Below are 21,273 nucleotides of genomic sequence, written 5' to 3' on the forward strand. Positions count from 1 at the left end.
CCGGCCGGCGGACGGCCGGCCACCGCTCACGCACCACCGCTTCACCCACCCCGCTCGCCGAGCCGGGCCCTTGCACCACCTGAGAGGTACCGATGTACAGAAAGAGCAGACTCTTCCGCGGAGTACTGTGCGCCGTGGTCGCGGCCGTGGTGTCGGCCGTGCTGCCGCTGGCCGTGTCCTCGGGGGCGCACGCCGCCGACCCCTGCGGGACCGGCTCCAACCCGATCGTGTGCGAGAACTCCAAACAGGGCTCCCCGATGGAGGACTGGTTCGCACCCAACGCCTACGGAAACGTGCAGGGGTTCACCAACCAGGTGAGCTACCAGGCGGGCGACACCGTGCAGTTCAAGGTGCAGTCGCCGATCCCCTACCACGTCGAGATCTACCGCCTCGGCTACTACGGTGGTGACGGCGCCCGGGAGATGTCGACCGCCGCGCAGGCCGCGGTGACCTACCCGGCGAACTTCACCCGCGACGGCACGCCCGGCAGCCCGCCGGACAACACCGTCGTCGACGGCGACCCCCAGGGCAAGCCGCTGCAGTGCGCCAACAACTCCGCCGGGCTGATCGACTGCGGCAGCTGGCCGGTCACCGCGAGCTGGACCATCCCCAGCGACGCGGTCTCCGGCCTGTACATCGCCAACTTCGACCAGACCGACGGCAACGGCGTGATGCCGTACCCGTTCGTGATCCGCAGCGACGCCAGCCACTCCGACATCGTCGTGCAGACCGACGACGAGACGTGGCAGGCGTACAACAAGTGGGGCGGCCGCAACCTCTACGACGGCGACGGCCCGGCGCCCGACGGCCGCGCCTACCAGGTCAGTTACAACCGTCCGCTGGACATCGGCGGCGACAACGGCGTCTACGGCTCCGAGTTCGAGATGCTCTACTGGCTGGAGCGCAACGGCTACGACGTCAGCTACCTGTCGGGCCTGGACGTCTCGACCCGGCCGGCGGACCTGCTCAACCACAAGATGTTCATGTCGTCCGGCCACGACGAGTACTGGACGCAGGACCAGTTCACCAACGCCCTCAACGCCCGCAAGGCCGGGGTGAACGAGACGTTCTTCAGCGGCAACGAGGTGTCGTGGAAGACCCGGTTCGGGCCGAGCATCGACGGCACCAGCACCTCCGGGCGGACCCTGATCTGCTACAAGGAGACCAAGCTCGAACTCGCCGCGGTGGACGGCATCCCCGATCCGACGAGTACCTGGACGGGCGCCTTCCTCGACCCGGGCGGCGCCGCGAAGGGCGACACCTACCAGCCGCAGAACGTGCTGACCGGTTCGCTGTTCACGGTGAACGGCTACCGCAGTGACGCGATCACGGTGCCCGGCGCCTACGCGAAGCTGCGGATGTGGCGGAACACCACGGTGGCGTCGCTGACACCGACGCAGACCGCGACGTTCCCCACCGGCACGCTCGGCTACGAGTGGGACAGCGACATCGCCAACAGCACCACCCGGCCACCGGGCCAGATCGACCTGTCGTCGACCACCGTCGACATCACCGACGGCAAGTACCGCCTGGACTACGGCAACACGTACGGCAACGGGACCGCGACCCACAACCTCGTCGAGTTCCGCGACCCGACCTCGCACGCCCTGGTGTTCGGCGCCGGAACCGTCCAGTGGTCCTGGGGCCTGACCAACGTGCCGACCAGCGACCCCAACGACTCCGTGGTCACCGAGGACAAGCGGATGCAGCAGGCGACGGTGAACGTCATCGCCGACATGGGCATCCAGCCGAAGACCCTGCAGAGCGGCCTGGTGGCGGCGACCGCCTCCACCGACACCGCGGGTCCCGTGGTGACGATCACCAGCCCGGCGATCGGCAGCACGGTCCCGGCCCTGCGGCCGGTCACCATCACCGGTACCGCGAGCGACGCGGGCGGCGTGGTCGCGCGCGTCGAGGTCTCCACCGACGGCGGTACGACGTGGAACGCCACCACCGGCCTCACGTCGTGGAGTTACTCCTGGACGCCGACGTCCACCGGCACCCCGCAGATCAAGGTGCGCGCGGTGGACGACAGCGTGAACACCGGGCCGGTGGCGACCGTCCCGCTCACCGTGGGCCCGCAGCAGTGCCCGTGCTCGGTGTGGCCGGCGACCAGCGTGCCCAACGTGGTGAACAGCGGTGACGGCGGCGCCGTCGAGCTCGGTGTGAAGATCCGCACCAGCGTGGCGGGTTCGGTCACCGGCATCCGGTTCTACAAGGCGCCCTACAACACCGGGACGCACACCGGCAGCCTGTGGAGCGCCTCCGGCCAGCGCCTGGCGACCGGCACGTTCACCAACGAGACCGCCTCCGGCTGGCAGCAGATGAACTTCTCCAGCCCGGTGCCGGTGAAGGCCAACACCACCTACATCGCCTCCTACTTCGCGCCGAACGGCGGTTACTCGTACGACGCGAACTACTTCACCAGCAGCGCGGCCGGGCTCGCTCCGCTGACCGCGCTGAAGGTCGGCACCGACGGCGCCGACGGCGTCTACCACTACGGCTCCTCGGGCGGGTTCCCGACCTCGGAGTCGAGCGGCACCAACTACTGGGTGGACGCGGTCCTCGACACCTCGTCGGCCAGCACCGTGCCGCCCGCGGTGTCCAGCACCTCGCCGACCTCCTCGTCGGTGAACGTCTCCATCACCACCCCGGTGACGGTGAACTTCAGCGAGCCGGTCGACGCGGACACCGTGGTGTTCAGCCTCAAGGACTCCGGCGGGGCGACCGTTCCGGGCACCAAGACGTACGGCGCGGCGAACAGCCTCACCTTCACGCCGTCCACGGAACTGGCCCTCAACACCATGTACACCGCGTCCGTGCAGGCCGACGACCTGTGGGGCAACCACATGACGGACCCGGTGACCTGGTCGTTCACCACGAGCGCCAGCCCGCCGGCCGTCACCTGCCCGTGCACCCTGTGGCCGACGTCGGCCACACCGGCGACCACCGACGTCACCGGTGACGGGAACTCGGTCGAGCTGGGCGCCCGGTTCACCTCGGCGGTCAGCGGTTACGTCACCGGCGTGACCTTCTACAAGGGCACCGGCAACACCGGCACGCACACCGGCAGCCTGTGGTCCTCGGACGGCACGCAGCTCGCGACGGGGACGTTCTCCAGCGAGACGGCGTCGGGCTGGCAACTGCTCAGCTTCGCCCATCCGGTCGCGATCACCGCGGGCACGTCGTACGTCGTCTCGTACCACGCGCCCAACGGCAACTACGCGGTGGACGGCGGCTACTTCGCCGGCGCCCACCAGGCCTACCCGCTGACGGCCACCGCCGACATCGCGGGCAACCAGAACGGCCTGTACCGCTACGGGACCGACACCGCGTTCCCGAACAGCAGTTACGGGTCGGCCAACTACTGGGTGGCGCCGATCTTCAGCACCACCCTCCCGCCGGCGCCGATGGACGGCACCACCACGGAAACCAAGTAGTCCAGGAGAACAGGCACACCATCGATGAGCAGCGTCAGCGTCGTGATCCCCTGCTACCGGTACGGCCACTTCCTGGCCGACTGCGTCAGCAGTGTGCTGGACGAACAGGAGGGGCTCCACGTCCGGGTGCTGATCATCGACGACGCGTCACCCGACGACTCGGCGGAGGCCGCCCGTGCGCTGGCGGCCTCCGACCCGAGGATCGAGGTGCGTGTCCACGAACAGAACAAGGGGCACATCGCCACCTACAACGAGGGCCTGCTGGAGTGGGCCGACGGCGACTACGTGGTGCTGCTGTCCGCCGACGACCGGCTGGTGCCGGGCGCGCTCGTGCGGGCGGCGGCGCTGCTGGACGCCCACCCCGGGGTGGGGTTCTGCTACGGCCGGCCGCTGCGCTTCGAGCACGGCGGGCCGCTGCCCGCCGCCCGCACCACCGGCACGGGTACCGCCGTGTACCCGGGCCGGTGGTGGCTGGAACGCCGGTTCCGTGAGGGCACCGGCTGCATCACCTCCCCCGAGGTGGTGGTGCGCACCGAGCTCCAGCGCAAGGTCGGCGGCTACGACCCGGCGCTGCCGCACGCCGGGGACATCGAGATGTGGATGCGGCTGGCCGCGCACGCCGACGTCGGGTACGTGCGCGGCGCCGACCAGGCGTACTACCGGGTCCACGGGGCGAACATGTCGACGACGGACTTCGGCGGCCAGCTCGACGACCTGCGGCAGCGCAGGGCCGCCTACGAGGCGGTGCTGGCCAAGTGCGCGGACCAGCTCCCGGACGCCGAGCGGCTGTCCGCGACCGTGCACACCAAGCTGGCCCGCGCGGCCCTGCGCCGGGCCTGCCGGGCCTACGACCGCGGGCGCACCGACCGGGTGCCGGTGGACGAGCTCGTGGAGTTCGCCCGTGACTGCGACCCGTCGGCCGAGCGGCTGCCGGAGTACCGCGGCCTGCGGCTGCGCCGCCGGATCGGCGCCCGGACGATGCCCTACCTGCAGCCGCTGATCCTGTCGGCGGTGGCCGAGCGCGGCCGGGAGTGGCTGTGGTGGCGGTCGTGGAAGCGCCGGGGCATCTGATGCCCGGGCAGGTGAGCGCGCGCCGCGCGTCAGCGCGGTGCGGGCACCGCCAGGGCGGGGGCGGCGGCCGGCTCGCGGCGGCGGCCGGCGCGGCGCAGCCGGCGGTCGGTCCACAGCGCGCACAGCGTGCCGCCGAGGAGTCCGGCGAGGGCCACGCCGGCCAGCGCGCGGCTCTTGGTTCCGGTCACCAGCACCGAGTTGGGCGGGACCAGGACGTCGACGCTCATCCGCGAGGCGGGGGCGACGTTCTGGGCGTCCTGCAGTTGCGTGATGTGCCGGGTGTACGCGGCGACGAGCTCGCGCACGGTGGTGTCGGCCCGTGCGGGGTCGGGCTGGTCGGCCTGGACCTGCAGCGACGGGATCACGTAGGCCGGAGTGACGCTCGTGCCGCTGTTGCGCGGCAGCAGCCGGTACACGCCGGTCACGCCGTCCTTGCGCAGCTCGGCCGTGCCGGCCGGGGACAGCAGCTGGTCGACGACGGCGTGCGAGACCAGCGCGAGCGGCGGTTGCAGATTGGCGAACTGGTTCGGCTGGTTGTCCGTCACCGGCGGTTTGAGCACCACCACGGCCGAACTGCGGTACACCCGAGGGGGTTTGAGTTCGTGATAGGCGCCGGCCGCGGTCACCGCGAGGGCGAGCAGCAGGACGTACCAGCGGCGCACCAGCGCACGGATCAGTTCTTCCGGGGACACTCGGCCTCCTCCTGCCGGGACCGATACTGGCAGGACGGACGGCGCGCTGCCACCGGATCGGGCACTTCGCCCGGAAGGGGACGGACGGCGCGCCCGGGGAGGACCGCGTGACCCTCGGTGAGATCCTCGGCGTGCTCGGCCGCCGCTGGTACGTGATGGTGCCGCTGACGCTGATCGGCCTGCTGGCGGGCGGTTACCTCTACGTCGCGGTGCCGGTGTCCTACGAATCGCAGAGTTCGGTGTCGCTGCTGGACTCCCGGGCCGCGGCCCGCCCCGCCCCCGCCTACGGCAACCCCATCGCCAACGCCGGGGGTTCGCTGGTGGTGACGGCGGACGTGCTGATCCGGACCCTGCAGTCCAGCGACGCCGGGCACGACCTGCACCAGCTCGGTGTCACCGACCGCTACACGGTGGGCTTCGCCCCCAACGCCTCGGGGCCGCTGCTGTCGCTGGCGGTCACCGGGACCGACCGGACGCGGGTGCTCGCCGAGACCACGACGCTGACCAGCTTCGCGGGCGAGCAGCTGCGCGCCCTGCAGGCCGCCGACAAGATCGCACCGCAGTACTACGTCAGCGCCACCCCGATCGTGCTGCCACAGGAGCCGGTCACCAAGCTCAAGAGCCGCTACCAGCTCGTCGCGGCGGTGGTGATCGCCGGGACGGCGAGCGGCTTCTTCCTGTCCTTCGCCCTGGAGAGCACGGTCCTGGCGCGGCGCCGCCGCAAGGGCCTGGCACCTCCCGCGGTGAGGCGTCCGCACCGGGCGCGCCGCCCGGGGCCGCTGCGGCGGCCGCTGGACGCCACCACCCTGCTGACCGGTTACCTGGCCCTGGCGTTCTTCATCCCCTCCAACCTCGACCTGCCGGCGCTCGGCGGCGTGGGGACCCCGGCGAACGTCTTCGCCCTGCTCGGGCTGCTGTGGTACGTGGCGTCCTGGCTGACCGGCCGGGTCACACCGGCCCCCGGCACGCGCGGCCCCCGGCTGGTCATGTGCCTGCTGGCGGCGGCCGTGCTCATGGCGTACATCGCCGACGGCGCGCGCGACTCCTCGCACGAGGAGGTGCTGGCCGCGGACCGCGGTCTGATCGGGCTGCTGGTGTGGGTGTCCCTGGTGGTGCTGACGACCGCCGGGATCCACGAACGCGAGCGGCTGGACACCCTGATGCGGCGCCTGGTGGTGATGGGCAGCATCGTGGCCGCGATCGGCTACTACGACTTCTTCACGGCGACGAACATCGCGGACTCGATCCACATCCCCGGGCTGCAGTCCAGCGTGGCCGGTGTCCGCACCCTCGACCGGGGCTCGTTCGTCCGGCCCCGGTCGACGACGGCGCAGTCGCTGGAGTTCGCCGGAATGCTGGCGATCCTGGTGCCGTTCTCGGTGCAGCAGGCGTTCGACCCGGTGCGGCGGCACGCGGGCGTGGTGCGCCGCTGGGGTCCGGTGCTGCTGATGGGCGGCGCGCTGCCGCTGACCGTGTCCCGCACGTCGATCATCGGGGCGCTGATCGTGATCCTGGTGATGATCCCGCGGTGGAAGCCGCAGCGGCGCTGGGGGGCGATCGGGGTGCTGCTGGTCTCGGTGGGCGCCCTGAAGGTGATCATCCCGGGCCTGATCGGCACGATCCTCACGCTGTTCTCGACGTTCCTGTCGAACTCCGACAGCAGCACGCAGGCGCGCACCGTCAAGTACTCGGCGATCGTGCCCTACCTGCGGGAACACCCCCTGTTCGGGCGGGGCTTCGGCACGTTCACGCCCGATCTGTACTTCTTCACCGACAACCAGTACATGCTGACGCTCGCCGAGATGGGGCTGCTCGGCCTGCTGGCCCTGGCCACGCTGTTCCTGACCGGCGTCCACCACGGCGGGGCGATCCGCCGGCTGGCCCGGACCGAGTCCGACCGCGAGCTCGGGCAGGCGTTCTTCGCCTCGGCGGCGGTGGCCCTGGTGATCAGCGCGACGTTCGACGCGCTGATGTTCCCGATGTTCGCCGGGATGTTCTTCGTGACGCTCGGCGCGGGCGGCAGTTATCTCGGCTTCCTGCGGCGCGACGCCGCCGCCGGGGCGGCGGGCCCCGGTGCCGCGTCCCCCGACGTCCCCGCGTCCGCCGGCGCCCCCGCGGGCCCGGCGCCGGCCAGTCCACCCCAACTCGTGGAGTCCTGAATGTCCCTGACCCCGAAGACCGAGGGGCCGGTCGCCGTCCTCGTCGTCACCTGGAACAGCGCCGCGGTGCTCCCGGACTTCCTCACCTCGCTGCCCACGGCGATGGAGGGCCTGGACTGGCGGCTGGTCGTCGCCGACAACGACTCCGCCGACGACACGGTGGAGATCGTCCGGACCCTCGCGCCGGACGCCACCGTGGTGCAGACCGGCCGCAACGCCGGCTACGCCGCGGGGGTGAACGCCGCGCTGCACGCCGCCGTGGCCGGGGAGGGCCGCCTCCGGGCGGCGATGGTGTGCAACCCCGACATCCGGATGCGCGAGGGCTGCGCGCGGCTCCTCGTCGAGGCGCTGGACGCGCCGCTGCCCGACGGCACCCGGGTGGGCATCAGCGTTCCGGTGCTCCACGAGGGGGACGGCTCGGTGGTGCGGTCGCTGCGCCGCGAGCCCAGCGTCAGCCGGGCGTTCGGGGAGGCCGTCATCGGCAACACCCGTGCGGGCCGTTTCCCGCGCCTGAGCGAACTGGTCACCGATCCCGCCGCGTACACCGGGCAGACCCGGGCGGACTGGGCGACCGGCGCGCTGATGGCGCTGTCCGGGAGCTGTCTGGAGGCCTGCGGCGACTGGGACGAGTCGTTCTTCCTGTACTCGGAGGAGACCGAGTACTGCCTGCGTGCCCGCGACGCGGGCTTCGTCACCCAGCTCCAGCCGGGGGCCGCCGCGGTGCACCTGGGCGGCGACTCCCGTGTCTCGCCGTTCCTGTGGACGCTGCTGACCCTGAACCGGGTGCGACTGCACCGCCGCCGGCACGGCCCCCTGGCCACGGCCGCCTTCTGGGCGGCGGTGCTGCTGCGCGAGTCCTCGCGGGCGGCACTGGGCCGGGCGCCGAGCCGGGCGGCGGTGGCCGCCCTGGTCAGTCCGCGGAAGCTGCGGCAGGCTCCGGGGCCCGCTCCGCGCGCACCGCTGTCAGCGACTTCGTGACCCCGAGGACCCGCTCGCTGAGCAGCGTCGAGTGGGGGAAGAGGTGCCGCATCTCGGTGCGGGTGAGCAGTTCGATGTTGATCACCGCGGCCATGCCCTCCTCGGCGCTGCCCGGCCGGCTGTGCGTCAGCGGCCAGTGGCGCACCAGCCGCGCCCGGGCGGCCAGCGGCAGGAACTGGAAGCCCGGCGCGACGAAGTGCGGCTCGACCGGGAAGTACCGGTAGGGCGTCTGGATCCAGTGCAGCGGGGCGAGTTGCTCCACGGCCGCGACGAACCGGCGGCGCTGGCTGTAGCCGCCCACGTGCTCGATGGTGGAGTTGGAGAACACCAGGTCGTAGGAGCCGAGTTTCGCGGCCACCTCCGGATCGGTGACGTCGGCGTTCTCGGCGGTGATCCAGTCCGGCAGGTCGGCGGGGTGCGGCTCCAGGTTGATCAGGTGGACGTGCCGGGCGCGCAGCGGCGCGCGCAGCCACATGTCGGCCGTCCCGCCGAGGTCGACCACGGTCATCCCCTCGATGCCGGGGAACAGCCGCCGGAAACGCTCCCAGCGGGCGGTTCTCAGGCGTTCGCCGAGCGATCCCTCGGCGTCGACGAAACGGTTGCGCAGTGCGCGGGTGTGAGACATCGGTCAACCACCTGGGGTTCGGGGCGCCCGGAGCGGCCGGGCCCGGACGGACGGGACAGCGGTGGCCGGGCCTACCACTGGGTGTAGAAGCTGGTCGGGTTGACCAGGTACTCGACGGTGACGTGCGGGATGTGGCGGATGCGCCGGCCGCGTGAGTAGCGGCGGACGAACTCCCAGTCCTCGCGCGGCAGTACGCCCTTGGCGCGGTACAGCCAGCTGAAGCGCATCGCCGGGGTGCGCCGCGCGACGAACGCGTTGATGTCGACGAACGCCTCCCGGGAGTTGCGCCGGCGGTCCCAGGGCACCGAGAGCACGTCGTGCTCGGTGCCGTCGGGCAGCACGCGGCGCACCGCGGTGTACACGGCGTCCGGTCCCCCGGGGGCCTCCAGCGCCTCCAGGGCGGTGGCCAGATGGTCGGGCTTCCAGACGTTGTCGTCGTCGAGGAACGCGACGTACCGCGACCGGGTGAGCCGCATCGCCACGTTCCGCACGACGCCGCAGTCGCCGGAGTTGCGGTGCATGGCGACCGCGATCAGCCGCGGATCGTCGGGCAGCCGGTCCAGCGGCAGCGAGTCCGAGCCGTCGTCGACCACGACCACGAGCTGGTCCTGGACGGTCTGCGCGAGGGCGGACCGGACGGCGTTCAGCAGCGCCTCGGGACGGCGGTAGGTGGGGATCGCCGTGACCACCAGAGGCTCGGGCAGTTCGGGGAGGGTCGCCGCGATCCGGGCGATCTCGGCGTTGGCCAGCCGGCGCAGCCGCACGCCCGAGCGCAGGAGCAGCACCTTGTTGCGCAGCTCGAACAGCACGATCCAGCCGAACGCGCCCTTCAGCACGGTCCAGGGCAGCCGCGCCGCGGTGCGCAGCGGGCCGCGGGACGGGCGGACCTCCGCGGCCGTCACGAGGTCGTCCCCGGGGTGACCGGTCTTCCGTCGGACATGTGGTTGTCACTCCAGACGTTGCCGGAACCGCCCGCGTTCCATGCGGCGACGGGGCCGTAGCCGCCGGAACCCGGGTGGTACTGGGTGGAGAAGATGTTGCCGGTGACCTTGATGCCGTTGGCCCCCTGGCCGCCGCCGTACAGCGCGTAGGCGCCGCCGGCCAGCCAGTTGTCCTCGACCGTGACGTTGACGACGGGGCCGGTGTCGGCGAACAGGCCGACGCTGCCGGAGGCGCCCTGGTCGACCGGCGTGGGGTTGAGCAGCGTGTTGTGCCGGATGACCAGCCCGCCGCTGCCGCCACCGTCGCTGATCACGGCGTTGGTGTGCTGCCACTCGCCGCCGAGGTTGCGGAACGGCGTGACGTCGTGGACGTAGTTGTCGTGGATGTCGCCCTGGCCCATCGACAGGGCGTCGCCGAAGACCGACACGTCGCACCAGCCGATCTCGATCGAGCTGGTGCCCATGTTGGACACCGCGTAGTCCACTCCGCCGTTGTCGGGGCCCTTGCCGGGCACGGCGGTGATGGCCGTGTGCAGGATGCGCAGGCCCTTGTAGCCCGAACGCAGGTTGATGCCCCACCAGTTGTCGGAGGTGATCCGGCTGTCGATGACGGTGACGTCGTTGGCGTAGACGTCGAGCGAGCCGGTGATGTCCCAGCGGCGGATGACCTGGCCGTCCTGGTGGATGGACATCGCCCCGGTGCGGTGGGGGCTCATGGACAGCCGCGGGCCGGTGCTGTGCGCGTCGGGGAAGCCGCACGCGGTGAAGCTCGCGCAGTGTCCGGGCGGCGCGGCGGTGCCGCTCGCGGCCGGGTCCTGCCCGGGGGCGTCGTGCCGCGCCGGGGTCGTGCGCTCCATGCCCGCGGTGCGGGCGCCGTCACCCGCGCCGGCCGACGGCGTCGCCGGGGCGGTGGAGTCGGCGGGGTCGGACTGGCCGGGCGAGCAGGACAGGGCCTGGACGGGGCAGCGTCCGCCGGTCGAGTCCCCGGCGCCGGACCGGGTCGCGAGGGTCACGGACAGCACGGCGGCCAGGACGGCCGCGGCGGCGACCGCCGCGAGGGCGCCGCGGCGGCGGAGGTGGGACGGCCGGGACGGCTGGGCCGGCCGGGAAGACCGGTCGGGATCTGTGGGGCCCGTGGCCGGGTCCTCCGGATGCGGTGCGGACATGACGGCTTACCTCATGAGGGTGTCGGTGGGCGCGTTGCCGCGCAGGAAGTGACGGCTGGGCAGCACACAGAGCGTGTACACGGCCAGGGCGAGCACGCCGGTGACGGCGAGCGCGGGCCGGCTGTCGCCGAACCTCCATTCGAGGAGCAGGACGGTGGCGGCCATCGCGGCGCCGCCCAGGAACGGCCAGGAGCACGCCCTGGCGACCCAGCGGGCGCTGATGCCGGCTCGGCTCAGGGCGAGCAGGAACACCGGGACAACGATTCCGCCGGCCACCAGGACATGGCCCTGGGCCACCCCGACGATGCCGTGCAGATGTGCGGCCGCGATGAGTACGGGCAGGAGGGCTGCCAGCCACAGGGCCTGCACCCCGATCAGCGCGCGGCGCCGGCCGACCGCCACCAGGCAGTCGTAGGCGAGTTCGCAGCCGATGCGGATCAGGCCGAGCGCCATCAGCCAGGGCAGCGCGCGGGCCGCGGGGACCCAGGTGCTGCCGTAGACCAGGTCCACCACGGGGGCGGCCAGGACGCCGAGCAGGACGCACAGCGGGACGGTCCCGGTGACCAGGACCGCCAGGGCCCGCCCGAATCCGTGGGCGAGGCCCTGCGGTGAGCCCGCCAGGCGGGAGAAGCCCGCGAACGACACCCGGCGGGCGGCCTCGGAGATGATCCGCACCGGCCAGCCGGAGATGTTGAACGCCAGGACGTAGAAGCCGAGGGACACCTTGCCGAGCGTGGAGCCGACGACCAGGGTGTCCAGGTTGACCACGCACAGCGCGAGCAGGCTGGCGCCCGCGAGCGGCAGGCCGAAGCGCAGCAGTGCGCGCGCCTGCCGGGGGTCCCAGCCGAAGCGCAGCGTGCCGGGCGCGGCGAGGCAGAAGCCGGTCAGCGCGGCGGTGTTGCCGGCGACGGAGCCCCAGGCGAAGCTCATCGCGCCCATGCCGCCGAACGCCAGCACCAGGGTGACCGCGGTGCTGATGACGAAGTTGGCGGCGTCGATGACCATCCGCCGGCCCTGCGCGAACTCGCGGGTGAGGAAGCCGGCCGGCACCTGGGCGATGCCGTCGAGCACCACGCACAGGCACATCACCCGCAGCACCCCGGCGGCGTCGGGTGAGCCGACCGCGTGGGCCACGGCCGGGGCGGCGAGGAACAGGGCCGCGTACATCAGGCCGCTGGAGGCGGTGCTCAGGGTCAGCACGGTGGGCGCGAAACGGCGCGCGTCGCCGTCCCAGCGGATGATCGCCAGGCCCACGCCGAGTTCGTTGGCGGCGAGCAGGACCAGCAGCACGGTCTGGGCGATGCCGTAGACGCCCCAGGCGGCGGGGCCGAGGGCGAAGCGGGCCAGCGCGATGCCGGTGGCGAAGTTGCCCAGCCGCATCACGACGGTGTTGATCAGGCTCCAGCGGGCGGCCGAGCGGACCTTGCGGCCCAGCGAGGGGGCCGCGTGGGCCGGGGGCCCGCTCTGCGCCGGGACGGCGGCCGTCTCGGGGCCCGCCGTTCCGGACGCGGCGGCCGCGTCGGGCACGGCGGTTCCTGCCGGGCCCGTCACCGCTGCCGCCGCCATGGGCGAGCGGTCCGGCGCGGTCGGGGCGGCGGCGGGAGCCGGGATCCCGGTGACCCGGGTGATGGCCTCGTCGTCCTGGAGCGCCCAGGACGGGACCCGGCGCACCGGGCGCGGTGCGGCCGGGCCGGGGCCGGTGGCCCCGCCCGCCGGGTCGTCGGTGGCGCGCGCCCTGTGCATGTGACGGCTCCTCAGCCCTGCGCGTCGCGGCGGGCGGTCAGACGAACCGGTGGGCGTCGGTGCCGGCCGCGTCGCCGCCGGACATCCCGTCGTATCCCGCCGCGTCGGCCGGCCCGGACGTCTCCGGTGCCGCCTGCGGGGCGCCCGGGGAACCGGAGACGGACGGGGGCGCCGTGGGGTCGGGCTCCAGGGCGCCGACCTCCAGCGCGTCGCGGTCCAGTCCCCCGGAGGGCACGGACCAGCTCGGGGCCTTGCGGGCGGCGGGGACGGCGGACGACCGCCCGGACCGTTCCGACGGCGGTTCCACGGCCGCCTGCCGGGCCGGGCCGGGCTGTGCCGCGGGCGGCTGCTCCGCCCGGTCACGGGGGACGTCGGGCTCCCCGGCAGGGGTGCGGTCCGCCCCAAGGCCGGCGGCGGCGCCGGCCTGCCGCGGCCCGGGTCTCCTGAACCGGGCCTCGACGTAGAAGGTGGCCACCAGGCTCATCACCAGGCCCAGCACCGCGGCCAGGGCCAGGTACTCGTACCGGGTCTTGGTCTGCGCGACCGGGTTCTGCGGCGGCACGATCGTGGCCATGCGGATCATCGCCGCTTGCGTCACGGACTGCTCGGTCTGGAACTGGTCGAGCCGTTCGGCCGCGTAGGTGGTGAGCAGCTTGTCGGTGGCCAGCACGGCCGCCTTGTCGGTGCCGGTCGCGGTCAGCCACAGCAGCGGCCCCATGGCGTTGTCGGCCAGCTTCGCGGCGGTGGCGCAGGTCGCCCCCTGGCTCTTCAGGTGCGCGACCGCGCCGTCGGAGTTGAGGTTGCGGGCGAGGCTGTCGGCCATGCCGTTGAGGGCGATCTGCGTGCTCAGGTACGGGTTCCCGTCGAAGGCCACGGTGGCCTTCTTGGAGTTGAGCAGCACGACGGTGCTCTGCGACGTGTAGGTCACCGGCACCTTCAGGTACGCGCCGACCGTGAGCGCCACGGTGAGCAGTACGCCGGGTACCAGGACGTACCAGCGCCTGCGCATGACGCGGACGATCTCAGCGAGATCCATGCACTACCCCCCTCGCGTCCCCGTGACGCGTGATCAGCATATGGCGTGCGATGCCCGGACGAGGCCCGTTTCGGCCTGCCGGACCTGCCCGTTCACCGCGGACGCGCCGGCAGGTCGGTGGGCCGCGGCCGCCCGTTCGCGGGCGCCGCGAGACCGTCCAGCAGGACGTCCGCGACGCGGTCGCCGGCGTGGCCGTCCCACAGCTCGGGCCGCCGTGGTGCGGGCGGGTCGTCGAGCACGGTGTGCGCGGTGGCGACGATGCGTTCCGGGTCGCGGCCGGCGAGGACGTTGGTGCCCTGTTCGACGGTGACCGGCCGTTCGGTGTTGTCCCGCAGGGTCACGCACGGCACGCCGAGCGCGGTGGTCTCCTCCTGCACCCCGCCGGAGTCGGTGAGCACGATCCTCGCGGAGTCCTGGAGCGCGATGAAGTCCAGATAGCCGGCCGGCGGGATCAGCCGCACCCCGTCCGGTACGCCGAGTTCGGCGAGCCGGCCGGCCGCGCGCGGGTGGACGGGCAGCACCAGCGGGCAGCGGGCGGCGACCTCGCCGAGGGCCTTCAGCAGCCCGGTGAGCACTTCGGGGTCGTCGACGTTCGCGGGCCTGTGCAGCGTCACCAGGCCGTAGCCGCCGGGGGCCAGACCGAGCCGGTCCAGCACGCCGCTCCCCCGTGCCCGGTCCAGGTTGGCCAGCAGACTGTCGATCATGACGTTGCCCACGACGTGGATCTGGTCGTCGCGGTAGCCCTCGGCCCGGAGGTTGCCGGCCGCGTCCGGCGACGGCGCCAGCAGGTAGTCGCTGACCCGGTCGGTGACGACGCGGTTCACCTCCTCGGGCATGGTCCAGTCGCGGCTGCGCAGTCCGGCCTCGACGTGGGCCAGCAGCGGGCCGGCCTTGGCCGTCACCAGGGCGCAGGCCACCGTGGAGTTGATGTCGCCGACGACCACCACCGCGTCGGGGGCGATCTCGGCGAGCAGCGGCTCGAACGCCGCCATGACACGGCCGGTCTGCTCGGCGTGGGTGCCGGACCCGACGCCGAGGAACCGGTCGGGCGGCCGGATGCCGAGGTCGGTGAAGAACACGCCGTTCATCGACTCGTCGTAGTGCTGGCCGGTGTGGACGAGGACGACCTCGGCGCCGCGCCGCTCCAGCGCGTCCATCACCGGTTTGATCTTCATGTAGTTGGGCCGGGCGCCCGCGACGCACACGATCCGCACCGGGCGCTCCTGACTCGTCCCGGTCATGGTCACAGCACCTCGACCGTCGGGCCGGACAGCCGTCTGCGGCAGTCCAGCACGAACGCGGCGTGCTCGGTCACCAGGGCGTAGTCGAAGGCGTCGTGGTCGGTCAGCAGCACCACCACGTCGGCGTGGGCGAGTTCCTTGCGGGTGAGTTCCACCCGGACCAGCCGCGGGTCGACGGCGGCGGTCTCCACCACGTGCGGGTCGGCGGCCCGGACCTTGGCGCCCATGTCGAGCAGCAGTTGCGAGATGCGCAGCGACGGCGACTCGCGCGCGTCGCCGGTGTTCTTCTTGTAGGCCAGGCCCAGCAGCAGCACACGCGAGCCGTTGACCGAGCGGCGTCGCCGGTTGAAGGCGTCGATGATCCGGCGGGTGACGTACTCGGGCATGTGGCCGTTGATGTCGTTCGCCAGTTCCACGAAGCGGAAGCTCTGGCCGAGTTCGCGCTGCACCCGCCACGACAGGTACGAGGGGTCGATGGGCAGGCAGTGGCCGCCGACGCCGGGACCCGGGGTGAACTTCATGAACCCGAACGGCTTGCTGGCCGCCGCGTCGATGGCCTGCCAGACGTCGATGTCCAGGTGCCGGGCGAACATCGCGATCTCGTTGACCAGGGCGATGTTGACGTGCCGGAAGGTGTTCTCCAGCAGTTTGGCGAGTTCCGCCTCCTTCGGGGAGCCGACCGGCACGGTGGTGTCGACCAGCCCGCCGTAGAAGTCCTGCACGGCCTTCAACGACGCGGCGTCGACTCCCGAGACGACCTTGGGGGTCTGCTGGAAGCCCCACACCGGGTTGCCGGGATCGATGCGTTCGGGGCTGTAGCCGAGGTGGAAGTCGGCGCCGGCCGTGAGGCCCGAACCGTCCTCCAGCAGCGGGGCGAACAGTTCCTGGGTGGTGCCGGGGTAGGTGGTGGACTCCAGCACCACGGTCGCCCCGGGCCGCAGGAACCGCGCCAGCGTGCGCGCGGACTCCTCGATGTAGCGCAGGTCGGGGACGCCCTCGTGCAGCGGTGTGGGCACGGTGACCACGGCGACGTCGAAGCCGCCGCAGTCGCGGGCCGCGTCGCTGGGGCGGTAGGTCCCGTTGTCCATCGCGGCGACGACCCGCTCGGAGGAGACGTCCTCGACGAAGGAGACGCCCGCGGCCAGGCTCTTGATCCGCCCGGCGTCGACGTCGTACCCGATGACCTCGTGCCCGACCTCGGCCGCGCGGATCGCCAGCGGCAGCCCGACGTATCCCTGTCCAACCACGACGACACGCATCAGTAACTCCTGTTCGCGGAACCGGCTGCGGGAGTGCGGCGGACGAGCTCGCGGGCCGTCATCGCCAGGAAGGCCGCGTTGGTGGTGAGGTAGCGGCGGGCGAGCCTGCGCGGTTCCTGCAGCAGGCGGTAGAGCCACTCCAGACCCAGCCGCTGCCAGCCCAGGGGTGCCCGGCGGGTCACGCCGGCCAGGATGTCGAAGGAGCCGCCGACGCCGTGCACGACGTGGACGCCGGTGCGTCTGCCGTAGGCGGCGGTGAAGATCTCCTTCTTCGGTGACGTCATGCCGAGGAAGAGCAACTGGGCGCCGCTCTCCCGGACGGCGTCGGCGATCTCCGGCTGCTCGGCGTCCGCGAAGTAGCCGTTGCGGGACCCGGCGACCTTCAGACCCGGGAAGCGGTCGGCGACCTGACGGTTCATCAGGTCCAGGACCTCCTGGGTGGCGCCCAGGAAGTACACGCTGTGGCCGCGCTCCTCCGCCGCGGCCAGCAGCCGCATGAACAGGTCGATGCCGGCTACGCGTTCGGGCAGCGGGCTGCGCAGGACGCGCGCCGCCCACACCACGGCCTGGCCGTCGGCCACCACCAGGTCGCACCCGGCGACCGCCTCGCGCAGCCGCGCGTCGCGGCGCATGGTGACCAGCTTGGCGGCGTTGACGACACCGACCTCAAGCGGGCGCCGCTCGCGCACCGCGTCCAGGCACCGCTCCACCGTCTGGTCCATGGTCAGCGGGTCGACGGCGACGCCGAAGAGGCTTCTGCGGGCGGTCATCCGCGGGCCTCCGGCGCGGCCGGGGAAGCCGGCGGCCGTGGCGCGAGCCAGGCGTGCAGCATCCAGCCGAACTCGTAGGGACGGCACTCCCGGTCGACGGCCGCGGGGCGGTAGACGCGGTCGAGGACGCCGAGCCGGGCACCGGGCAGCGGGCGGGTGGCCAGGCCCCGCGCGGCGCGGACCGCCTTGGCCGGGTCGCCGCGGTGGACCTTGCGCCAGGTGACGCCCGCGTCGTCCAGGATCATCGGCTCGGCCCGGCCGGCGTCGGCCAGTTCGGGCGGCTCGGCCATCCAGGACAGACCCCGGCGGACGGCGGCGCCGTGGTCGCTTCCGCCGGCCTCGATGAGGTCGAAGAGCGCGGTGGGCGCCATGGCGTGCTGGTGGACGCTGTACACGGGGTAACCCTCGACGACGCCGCCGGTCCTGGCGTCGTAGTGCCACCACCACTGGCCGGCGTCGCCCTGCAGCGCGCAGATGCGGGTGCCGCAGGCGTCGGCGGCGGCGAGCGCCTCGGGGTCGTCCCCGGAGGCGTGCAGCCGGGCCAGCGCCTGCAAAGGGTAGGTCTGGTCGGCGAAGCAGCTCACGTGCGCCCGGTACCAGGGCACCAGCCCCGGGCCGGTGGCGTGCGGGAAGAGCGGGCTGTCACCGGTGCGCGAGCGCAGCAGCCGGTCGCGGGCCGCGGCGAGCGGCCCCTCGACGTCCGCGGTGGACCGCGCGGCGGCCAGCGCGGAGAGCACCCACGCGGCCTCGACGGTGTACCGGGGGCCGCCGTCCGCGTCGAGCGCGGCGACCCGGCCGAGGGCGTCGGCGAGCTTGGGATGCCCGGTCTCTGCGGCGGCCCAGGCGACGAGCGCGGCGTCCCCGAGGTTGGTGACACCGGGCAGCCGCTGCACGAGCAGTCCCGTGAACTCCTCGGCGGTGTGACCGCCCAGGACCACCCGCTGCCGGTCCGCCGGGAGCAGCCGGGCGCCGAGGGCGGTGATCGCGGAGTAGCGCAGGCTGGTGCCGCGGTTCTCCAGGAGCCGGCCGTCGCCCGCCGGGCGCCCGCCGGACTCCGGGCGGGCGGCGCGGGTGAAGACGAAGACGTCCTGGTCGGCCAGGTACATCGCCGGCAGGCCCGTCTCGGCGACGGACAGCAGGCGTTCGGCCAGTGCGTGGAGCGGTGGATCCTCGCCGGCGAGCGCAGCGAGACGTGTCGTGGTCATCGTCCCCTCACAATGATCTTGGGCAGGCCGTGCACTCGGCGCGCCCGTCGCGGTGCGTCCGGCCGGTCAGCCGGGCGCACGGTTCCGGGCGCCGGGACGCGGCCCGAAGGTGTGCGGTCGGCACACCCTGAACTGCGGACACGGCACACCAGCCCCCCTGGTCGCTTGCCGATCGGCCTCGCGGCGGTCCGGCCGCAACCGGACGCGGGTACGGCTCCGGCCCCCGCGCTCCGCGGCGTTCCCCTCGCCGCGTCCCACGAGCCGCCGTTGCCGTCACCGATCTGTGAAACCCCCCACCGGACACGGCAGTTCACCGCGTCCGGCCCGCAACGTGTGGAACACGATATGCCGAGGGATGTCCGCCGATCGATGCTTTTCGGAAAAACGCCGGAAGCTGCCGCCACGGGTTCGGCGGGTTCCGCTCAGCGGTGTTCCGAGGTGCGCGAACGCGGGCCTTCTCAGCCGCGTTCGAGCAGGAAGCCGTCCTTCTCGTCGTACCGGTCGCCGGTGCGCGGGCACTGCCACACGCCGGATTCCCCTTCGACCTCCGCGAGCCGTTCGCCGGCCCGCCCGACCCAGCCGATCCGGCGGGCCGGGACGCCGGCCACCAGAGCGAAGTCGGGGACGTCGCGGGTCACCACGGCGCCGGCCGCGACCAGCGCCCAGCGGCCGACGACGACCGGCGCGACGCACACCGAGCGGGCGCCGAGCGACGCCCCCTCGCGGACCTTCACCGCGACCGGCTCCCAGTCGCCGCCGCGCTTCAGCTTCCCGTCGGGGTCCACCGAGCGCGGGAAGTGGTCGTTGGTGAGCACGGCCGCCGGGCCGACGAAGACGCCGTCGTCCAGCTCGGCCGGCTCGTACACCAGCGCGTGGTTCTGCAGTTTCACGTGGTCGCCGATGCGCACTCCGGGCCCCACGTAGGCACCGCGGCCGACGATGCAGCCGCGCCCGAGTGTCGCCTCCTCGCGGATCTGCGCCAGGTCCCAGACCGTGGTGCCGTCCCCGACTTCCGCCGTGCCGTCCACCTGAGCGGTGGGCTCGATCCGTGCCGGCATGCTGCCGCCTCCCCAGAACACCCCCGGACTCCCCAGTCCGTGCCGTGAGCATAGGGGCATTCCGGGCGGCCGTGGGGGCGATCCGGCGCAGCCCGCGGATCCGCGCGTGCCGCGGGTGCGCGGTGGACACAATGGGGCGTCGCCGGCGAGGGCCGGACGGATCGGACGACACCGAAGGCGGGATGGGGATGAGGCAGCTCGGCGTTCCGGGGGCCTGGGTACACGAACCGAAGGTCTTCACCGACCCACGGGGCGGTTTCCACGAATGGTTCCGCGGGGGCGAGTTCGCGGCCGCGACCGGCCGCCCCCTGCGGCTGGCGCAGGCGAACTGCTCGGTGTCCGTACGGGGAACCGTACGGGGTGTCCACTTCGCCGACGTACCACCGGGCCAGGCGAAGTACGTCACGTGCGTACGCGGCGCCGTCCTGGACGTGGTGGTGGACGTGAGGGTGGGCTCCCCCACGTTCGGTAGCTGGGAGGGGGTACGCCTGGACGACGTGGACCACACGGCGCTGTTCCTGTCCGAGGGTCTCGGGCACGCGTTCATGGCGCTGACCGACGACGCCACGGTGGTCTACCTGTGCTCCGAGGGGTACGCGCCGGCCCGCGAGCACGCGGTCGACGCGCTGGATCCGGAGCTGGGCATCCGGTGGCCGCGGGGTTCACGGCGCCTGCTGTCCGACAAGGACGCCCAGGCGCCGACGCTCGCGGAGGCCAGGGAGCGGGGGCTGCTGCCGGACTACGAGGAGTGCCTGGCCTGGTACCGCCGGGCCGCGGTGGCCGACGAGGCCGCGGTGGCCGGGGAGGAGCAGGGCTGAGCCCGCGGGCGGCGCGCCGCGGGCCGTCCCTGCCGCGGGCCGCGCCGCCGGCGTCCCCTTCTCACCGGGCGTCCTCGGCTTCTTGCCGGCCGTCCCTGCCGCCCGGCCGGGAGGTCCCCTTGGCGCCCGGCTCCCAGCGTCCGCTGCGATGACCGAAGCCGGTGTCGGAGCGGCGCTGCCGCAGCAGTTCCAGCAGGTACTCGCCGTAGCCGCTCTTGAGCAGCGGCTCGGCGAGCTCGGCCAGCCGGGTGTCGTCGATGAAGCCGGCCAGCCAGGCCGCCTCCTCGATGCAGCCGATCTTGAAGCCCTGGCGCTCCTCCACCACGCGGACGTACTCCGACGCCTGGACGAGCGACTGGAAGGTGCCGGTGTCCAGCCAGACGGTGCCGCGGTCCAGCACCGAGACGGTCAGCCGGCCGCGCTCCAGGTACTCCTGGTTGACGTGGGAGATCTCGAGCTCGCCGCGGGCGCTGGGGGTGAGCTTGCGCGCTATCGCGACGACCTCGGCGTCGTAGAAGTAGAGGCCGGGCACGGCGTACCGGGAGCGGGGCCTGGCCGGCTTCTCCTCGATCGACAGGGCCCGGCCGTGACGGTCGAACTCCACCACGCCGTAGGCGGCGGGGTCGGCCACGGCGTGCGCGAAGACCACGCCGCCGTCGGGGTCGGTCCAGCCGCGCAGCTGACGGCCGAGGCCGTCGCCGTGGAAGATGTTGTCGCCCAGGACCAGCGCCACCGGGTCGCCGCCGATGAACTCCTCGCCGATGACGAACGCCTCGGCGATACCGGCGGGGTGCTCCTGGACGGCGAAGCGGAAACGCAGCCCGAACTGGGAGCCGTCGCCGAGCAGCCGCTCGAACTGCGGGCGGTCGTCGGGGGTGGTGATGATCAGGATGTCGCGGATGCCCGCGGTGACCAGGGTGGTCAGCGGGTAGTACACCATCGGCTTGTCGAAGACCGGCATCAGCTGCTTGGAGACGGCCTTGGTGATCGGCCACAGACGTGACCCGGTCCCGCCCGCGAGCACTATCCCACGCATGCCGGTGATGATAGCGATCGCGGGGGTTTCCCATC

Annotated in this window: 17 protein-coding genes; 5 read left to right on the forward strand and 12 right to left on the reverse strand. The window is 72.9% G+C overall.

All coding sequences use genetic code 11. The features are described from left to right. Positions 1 to 92: 92 nt before the first annotated feature. Both K7862_RS20770 and K7862_RS20775 read left to right on the forward strand, forming a co-directional pair. Positions 93 to 3,440 carry a DUF4082 domain-containing protein gene (locus K7862_RS20770; RefSeq protein WP_222964684.1) on the forward strand — a complete coding sequence of 1,116 codons (3,348 nt, stop codon included), beginning with the start codon at positions 93 to 95 and terminating at the stop codon, positions 3,438 to 3,440. A 24-nt stretch (positions 3,441 to 3,464) separates the two neighbouring features. Beyond that, on the forward strand, positions 3,465 to 4,511 hold the full coding sequence (locus K7862_RS20775) for a glycosyltransferase family 2 protein (protein ID WP_222964686.1): 1,047 nt from the start codon (positions 3,465 to 3,467) through the stop codon (positions 4,509 to 4,511). A 29-nt stretch (positions 4,512 to 4,540) separates the two neighbouring features. On the opposite strand, the gene K7862_RS20780 is transcribed toward K7862_RS20775, so the two are convergent. Beyond that, positions 4,541 to 5,203: a hypothetical protein gene (locus tag K7862_RS20780; protein ID WP_222964688.1), complete on the reverse strand. Its 663-nt coding sequence runs from the start codon at positions 5,201 to 5,203 to the stop codon at positions 4,541 to 4,543. Between the two features lie 107 nt (positions 5,204 to 5,310). On the opposite strand from K7862_RS20780, the gene K7862_RS20785 reads away from it, so the two are divergent. Beyond that, positions 5,311 to 7,362: an O-antigen ligase family protein gene (locus K7862_RS20785; RefSeq protein ID WP_222964690.1), complete on the forward strand. Its 2,052-nt coding sequence runs from the start codon at positions 5,311 to 5,313 to the stop codon at positions 7,360 to 7,362. Further along, positions 7,363 to 8,340: a glycosyltransferase gene (locus K7862_RS20790; RefSeq protein WP_222964692.1), complete on the forward strand. Its 978-nt coding sequence runs from the start codon at positions 7,363 to 7,365 to the stop codon at positions 8,338 to 8,340. Here the strand turns inward: K7862_RS20790 and K7862_RS20795 are convergent. The 10 genes from K7862_RS20795 to K7862_RS20840 form a co-directional block, all read right to left on the reverse strand. Continuing rightward, positions 8,273 to 8,965, reverse strand: coding sequence for a class I SAM-dependent methyltransferase (locus K7862_RS20795; protein WP_222964694.1), 693 nt, complete (start codon positions 8,963 to 8,965; stop codon positions 8,273 to 8,275). The genes K7862_RS20790 and K7862_RS20795 overlap by 68 nt on opposite strands. Before the next feature lie 71 nt (positions 8,966 to 9,036). Then, positions 9,037 to 9,867, reverse strand: coding sequence for a glycosyltransferase (locus K7862_RS20800; protein WP_308012093.1), 831 nt, complete (start codon positions 9,865 to 9,867; stop codon positions 9,037 to 9,039). Continuing rightward, a complete protein-coding gene (locus K7862_RS20805; protein WP_262413522.1) occupies positions 9,864 to 11,072 on the reverse strand; it encodes a hypothetical protein in 1,209 nt (402 codons plus the stop codon). The genes K7862_RS20800 and K7862_RS20805 overlap by 4 nt, the downstream gene beginning before the upstream one ends. Positions 11,073 to 11,078: 6 nt before the next feature. Beyond that, the gene (locus K7862_RS20810; RefSeq protein WP_262413523.1) at positions 11,079 to 12,815 is read right to left on the reverse strand and encodes an oligosaccharide flippase family protein; all 1,737 of its coding nucleotides are present in this window, start codon (positions 12,813 to 12,815) and stop codon (positions 11,079 to 11,081) included. Positions 12,816 to 12,852: 37 nt separating this feature from the next. Then, positions 12,853 to 13,851, reverse strand: coding sequence for a YveK family protein (locus K7862_RS20815; protein ID WP_222964696.1), 999 nt, complete (start codon positions 13,849 to 13,851; stop codon positions 12,853 to 12,855). Between the two features lie 92 nt (positions 13,852 to 13,943). Beyond that, entirely contained in the window at positions 13,944 to 15,092 is a 1,149-nt protein-coding gene (wecB, locus tag K7862_RS20820; protein ID WP_222964698.1) for a non-hydrolyzing UDP-N-acetylglucosamine 2-epimerase, read from the reverse strand. 2 nt (positions 15,093 to 15,094) lie between these two features. Further along, entirely contained in the window at positions 15,095 to 16,351 is a 1,257-nt protein-coding gene (locus K7862_RS20825; RefSeq protein ID WP_222964700.1) for a nucleotide sugar dehydrogenase, read from the reverse strand. After that, positions 16,351 to 17,121: a WecB/TagA/CpsF family glycosyltransferase gene (locus K7862_RS20830; protein WP_222964702.1), complete on the reverse strand. Its 771-nt coding sequence runs from the start codon at positions 17,119 to 17,121 to the stop codon at positions 16,351 to 16,353. The genes K7862_RS20825 and K7862_RS20830 overlap by 1 nt, the downstream gene beginning before the upstream one ends. Continuing rightward, positions 17,118 to 18,326: a hypothetical protein gene (locus K7862_RS20835; protein ID WP_222964704.1), complete on the reverse strand. Its 1,209-nt coding sequence runs from the start codon at positions 18,324 to 18,326 to the stop codon at positions 17,118 to 17,120. The genes K7862_RS20830 and K7862_RS20835 overlap by 4 nt, the downstream gene beginning before the upstream one ends. 458 nt (positions 18,327 to 18,784) lie before the next feature. Beyond that, the gene (locus K7862_RS20840; RefSeq protein WP_222964706.1) at positions 18,785 to 19,384 is read right to left on the reverse strand and encodes an acyltransferase; all 600 of its coding nucleotides are present in this window, start codon (positions 19,382 to 19,384) and stop codon (positions 18,785 to 18,787) included. A gap of 188 nt (positions 19,385 to 19,572) precedes the next feature. Here K7862_RS20840 and rfbC point away from each other — a divergent pair, with 188 nt between their 5' ends. Beyond that, on the forward strand, positions 19,573 to 20,202 hold the full coding sequence (gene rfbC / locus K7862_RS20845) for a dTDP-4-dehydrorhamnose 3,5-epimerase (RefSeq protein ID WP_222964708.1): 630 nt from the start codon (positions 19,573 to 19,575) through the stop codon (positions 20,200 to 20,202). Positions 20,203 to 20,263: 61 nt separating this feature from the next. Here rfbC and rfbA read toward each other — a convergent pair whose 3' ends face one another. Continuing rightward, on the reverse strand, positions 20,264 to 21,238 hold the full coding sequence (rfbA, locus tag K7862_RS20850; protein WP_222964710.1) for a glucose-1-phosphate thymidylyltransferase RfbA: 975 nt from the start codon (positions 21,236 to 21,238) through the stop codon (positions 20,264 to 20,266). Positions 21,239 to 21,273 lie beyond the last annotated feature (35 nt).

The organism is Actinacidiphila acidipaludis, from assembly GCF_019890725.1.
In the GTDB taxonomy this organism is placed as follows: domain Bacteria; phylum Actinomycetota; class Actinomycetes; order Streptomycetales; family Streptomycetaceae; genus Actinacidiphila; species Actinacidiphila acidipaludis.

Coding starts and splice junctions, on each gene's coding strand:
- K7862_RS20815 (WP_222964696.1), bottom strand. CDS start 13,851: ATGGATCTCGCTGAGATCGTCCGCGTCATGCGCAGGCGCTGGTACGTC.
- rfbA (WP_222964710.1), bottom strand. CDS start 21,238: ATGCGTGGGATAGTGCTCGCGGGCGGGACCGGGTCACGTCTGTGGCCG.
- K7862_RS20810 (WP_262413523.1), bottom strand. CDS start 12,815: ATGCACAGGGCGCGCGCCACCGACGACCCGGCGGGCGGGGCCACCGGC.
- rfbC (WP_222964708.1), top strand. CDS start 19,573: ATGAGGCAGCTCGGCGTTCCGGGGGCCTGGGTACACGAACCGAAGGTC.
- K7862_RS20790 (WP_222964692.1), top strand. CDS start 7,363: ATGTCCCTGACCCCGAAGACCGAGGGGCCGGTCGCCGTCCTCGTCGTC.
- wecB (WP_222964698.1), bottom strand. CDS start 15,092: ATGACCGGGACGAGTCAGGAGCGCCCGGTGCGGATCGTGTGCGTCGCG.
- K7862_RS20775 (WP_222964686.1), top strand. CDS start 3,465: ATGAGCAGCGTCAGCGTCGTGATCCCCTGCTACCGGTACGGCCACTTC.
- K7862_RS20825 (WP_222964700.1), bottom strand. CDS start 16,351: ATGCGTGTCGTCGTGGTTGGACAGGGATACGTCGGGCTGCCGCTGGCG.
- K7862_RS20795 (WP_222964694.1), bottom strand. CDS start 8,965: ATGTCTCACACCCGCGCACTGCGCAACCGTTTCGTCGACGCCGAGGGA.
- K7862_RS20835 (WP_222964704.1), bottom strand. CDS start 18,326: ATGACCACGACACGTCTCGCTGCGCTCGCCGGCGAGGATCCACCGCTC.
- K7862_RS20770 (WP_222964684.1), top strand. CDS start 93: ATGTACAGAAAGAGCAGACTCTTCCGCGGAGTACTGTGCGCCGTGGTC.
- K7862_RS20840 (WP_222964706.1), bottom strand. CDS start 19,384: ATGCCGGCACGGATCGAGCCCACCGCTCAGGTGGACGGCACGGCGGAA.
- K7862_RS20805 (WP_262413522.1), bottom strand. CDS start 11,072: ATGTCCGCACCGCATCCGGAGGACCCGGCCACGGGCCCCACAGATCCC.
- K7862_RS20830 (WP_222964702.1), bottom strand. CDS start 17,121: ATGACCGCCCGCAGAAGCCTCTTCGGCGTCGCCGTCGACCCGCTGACC.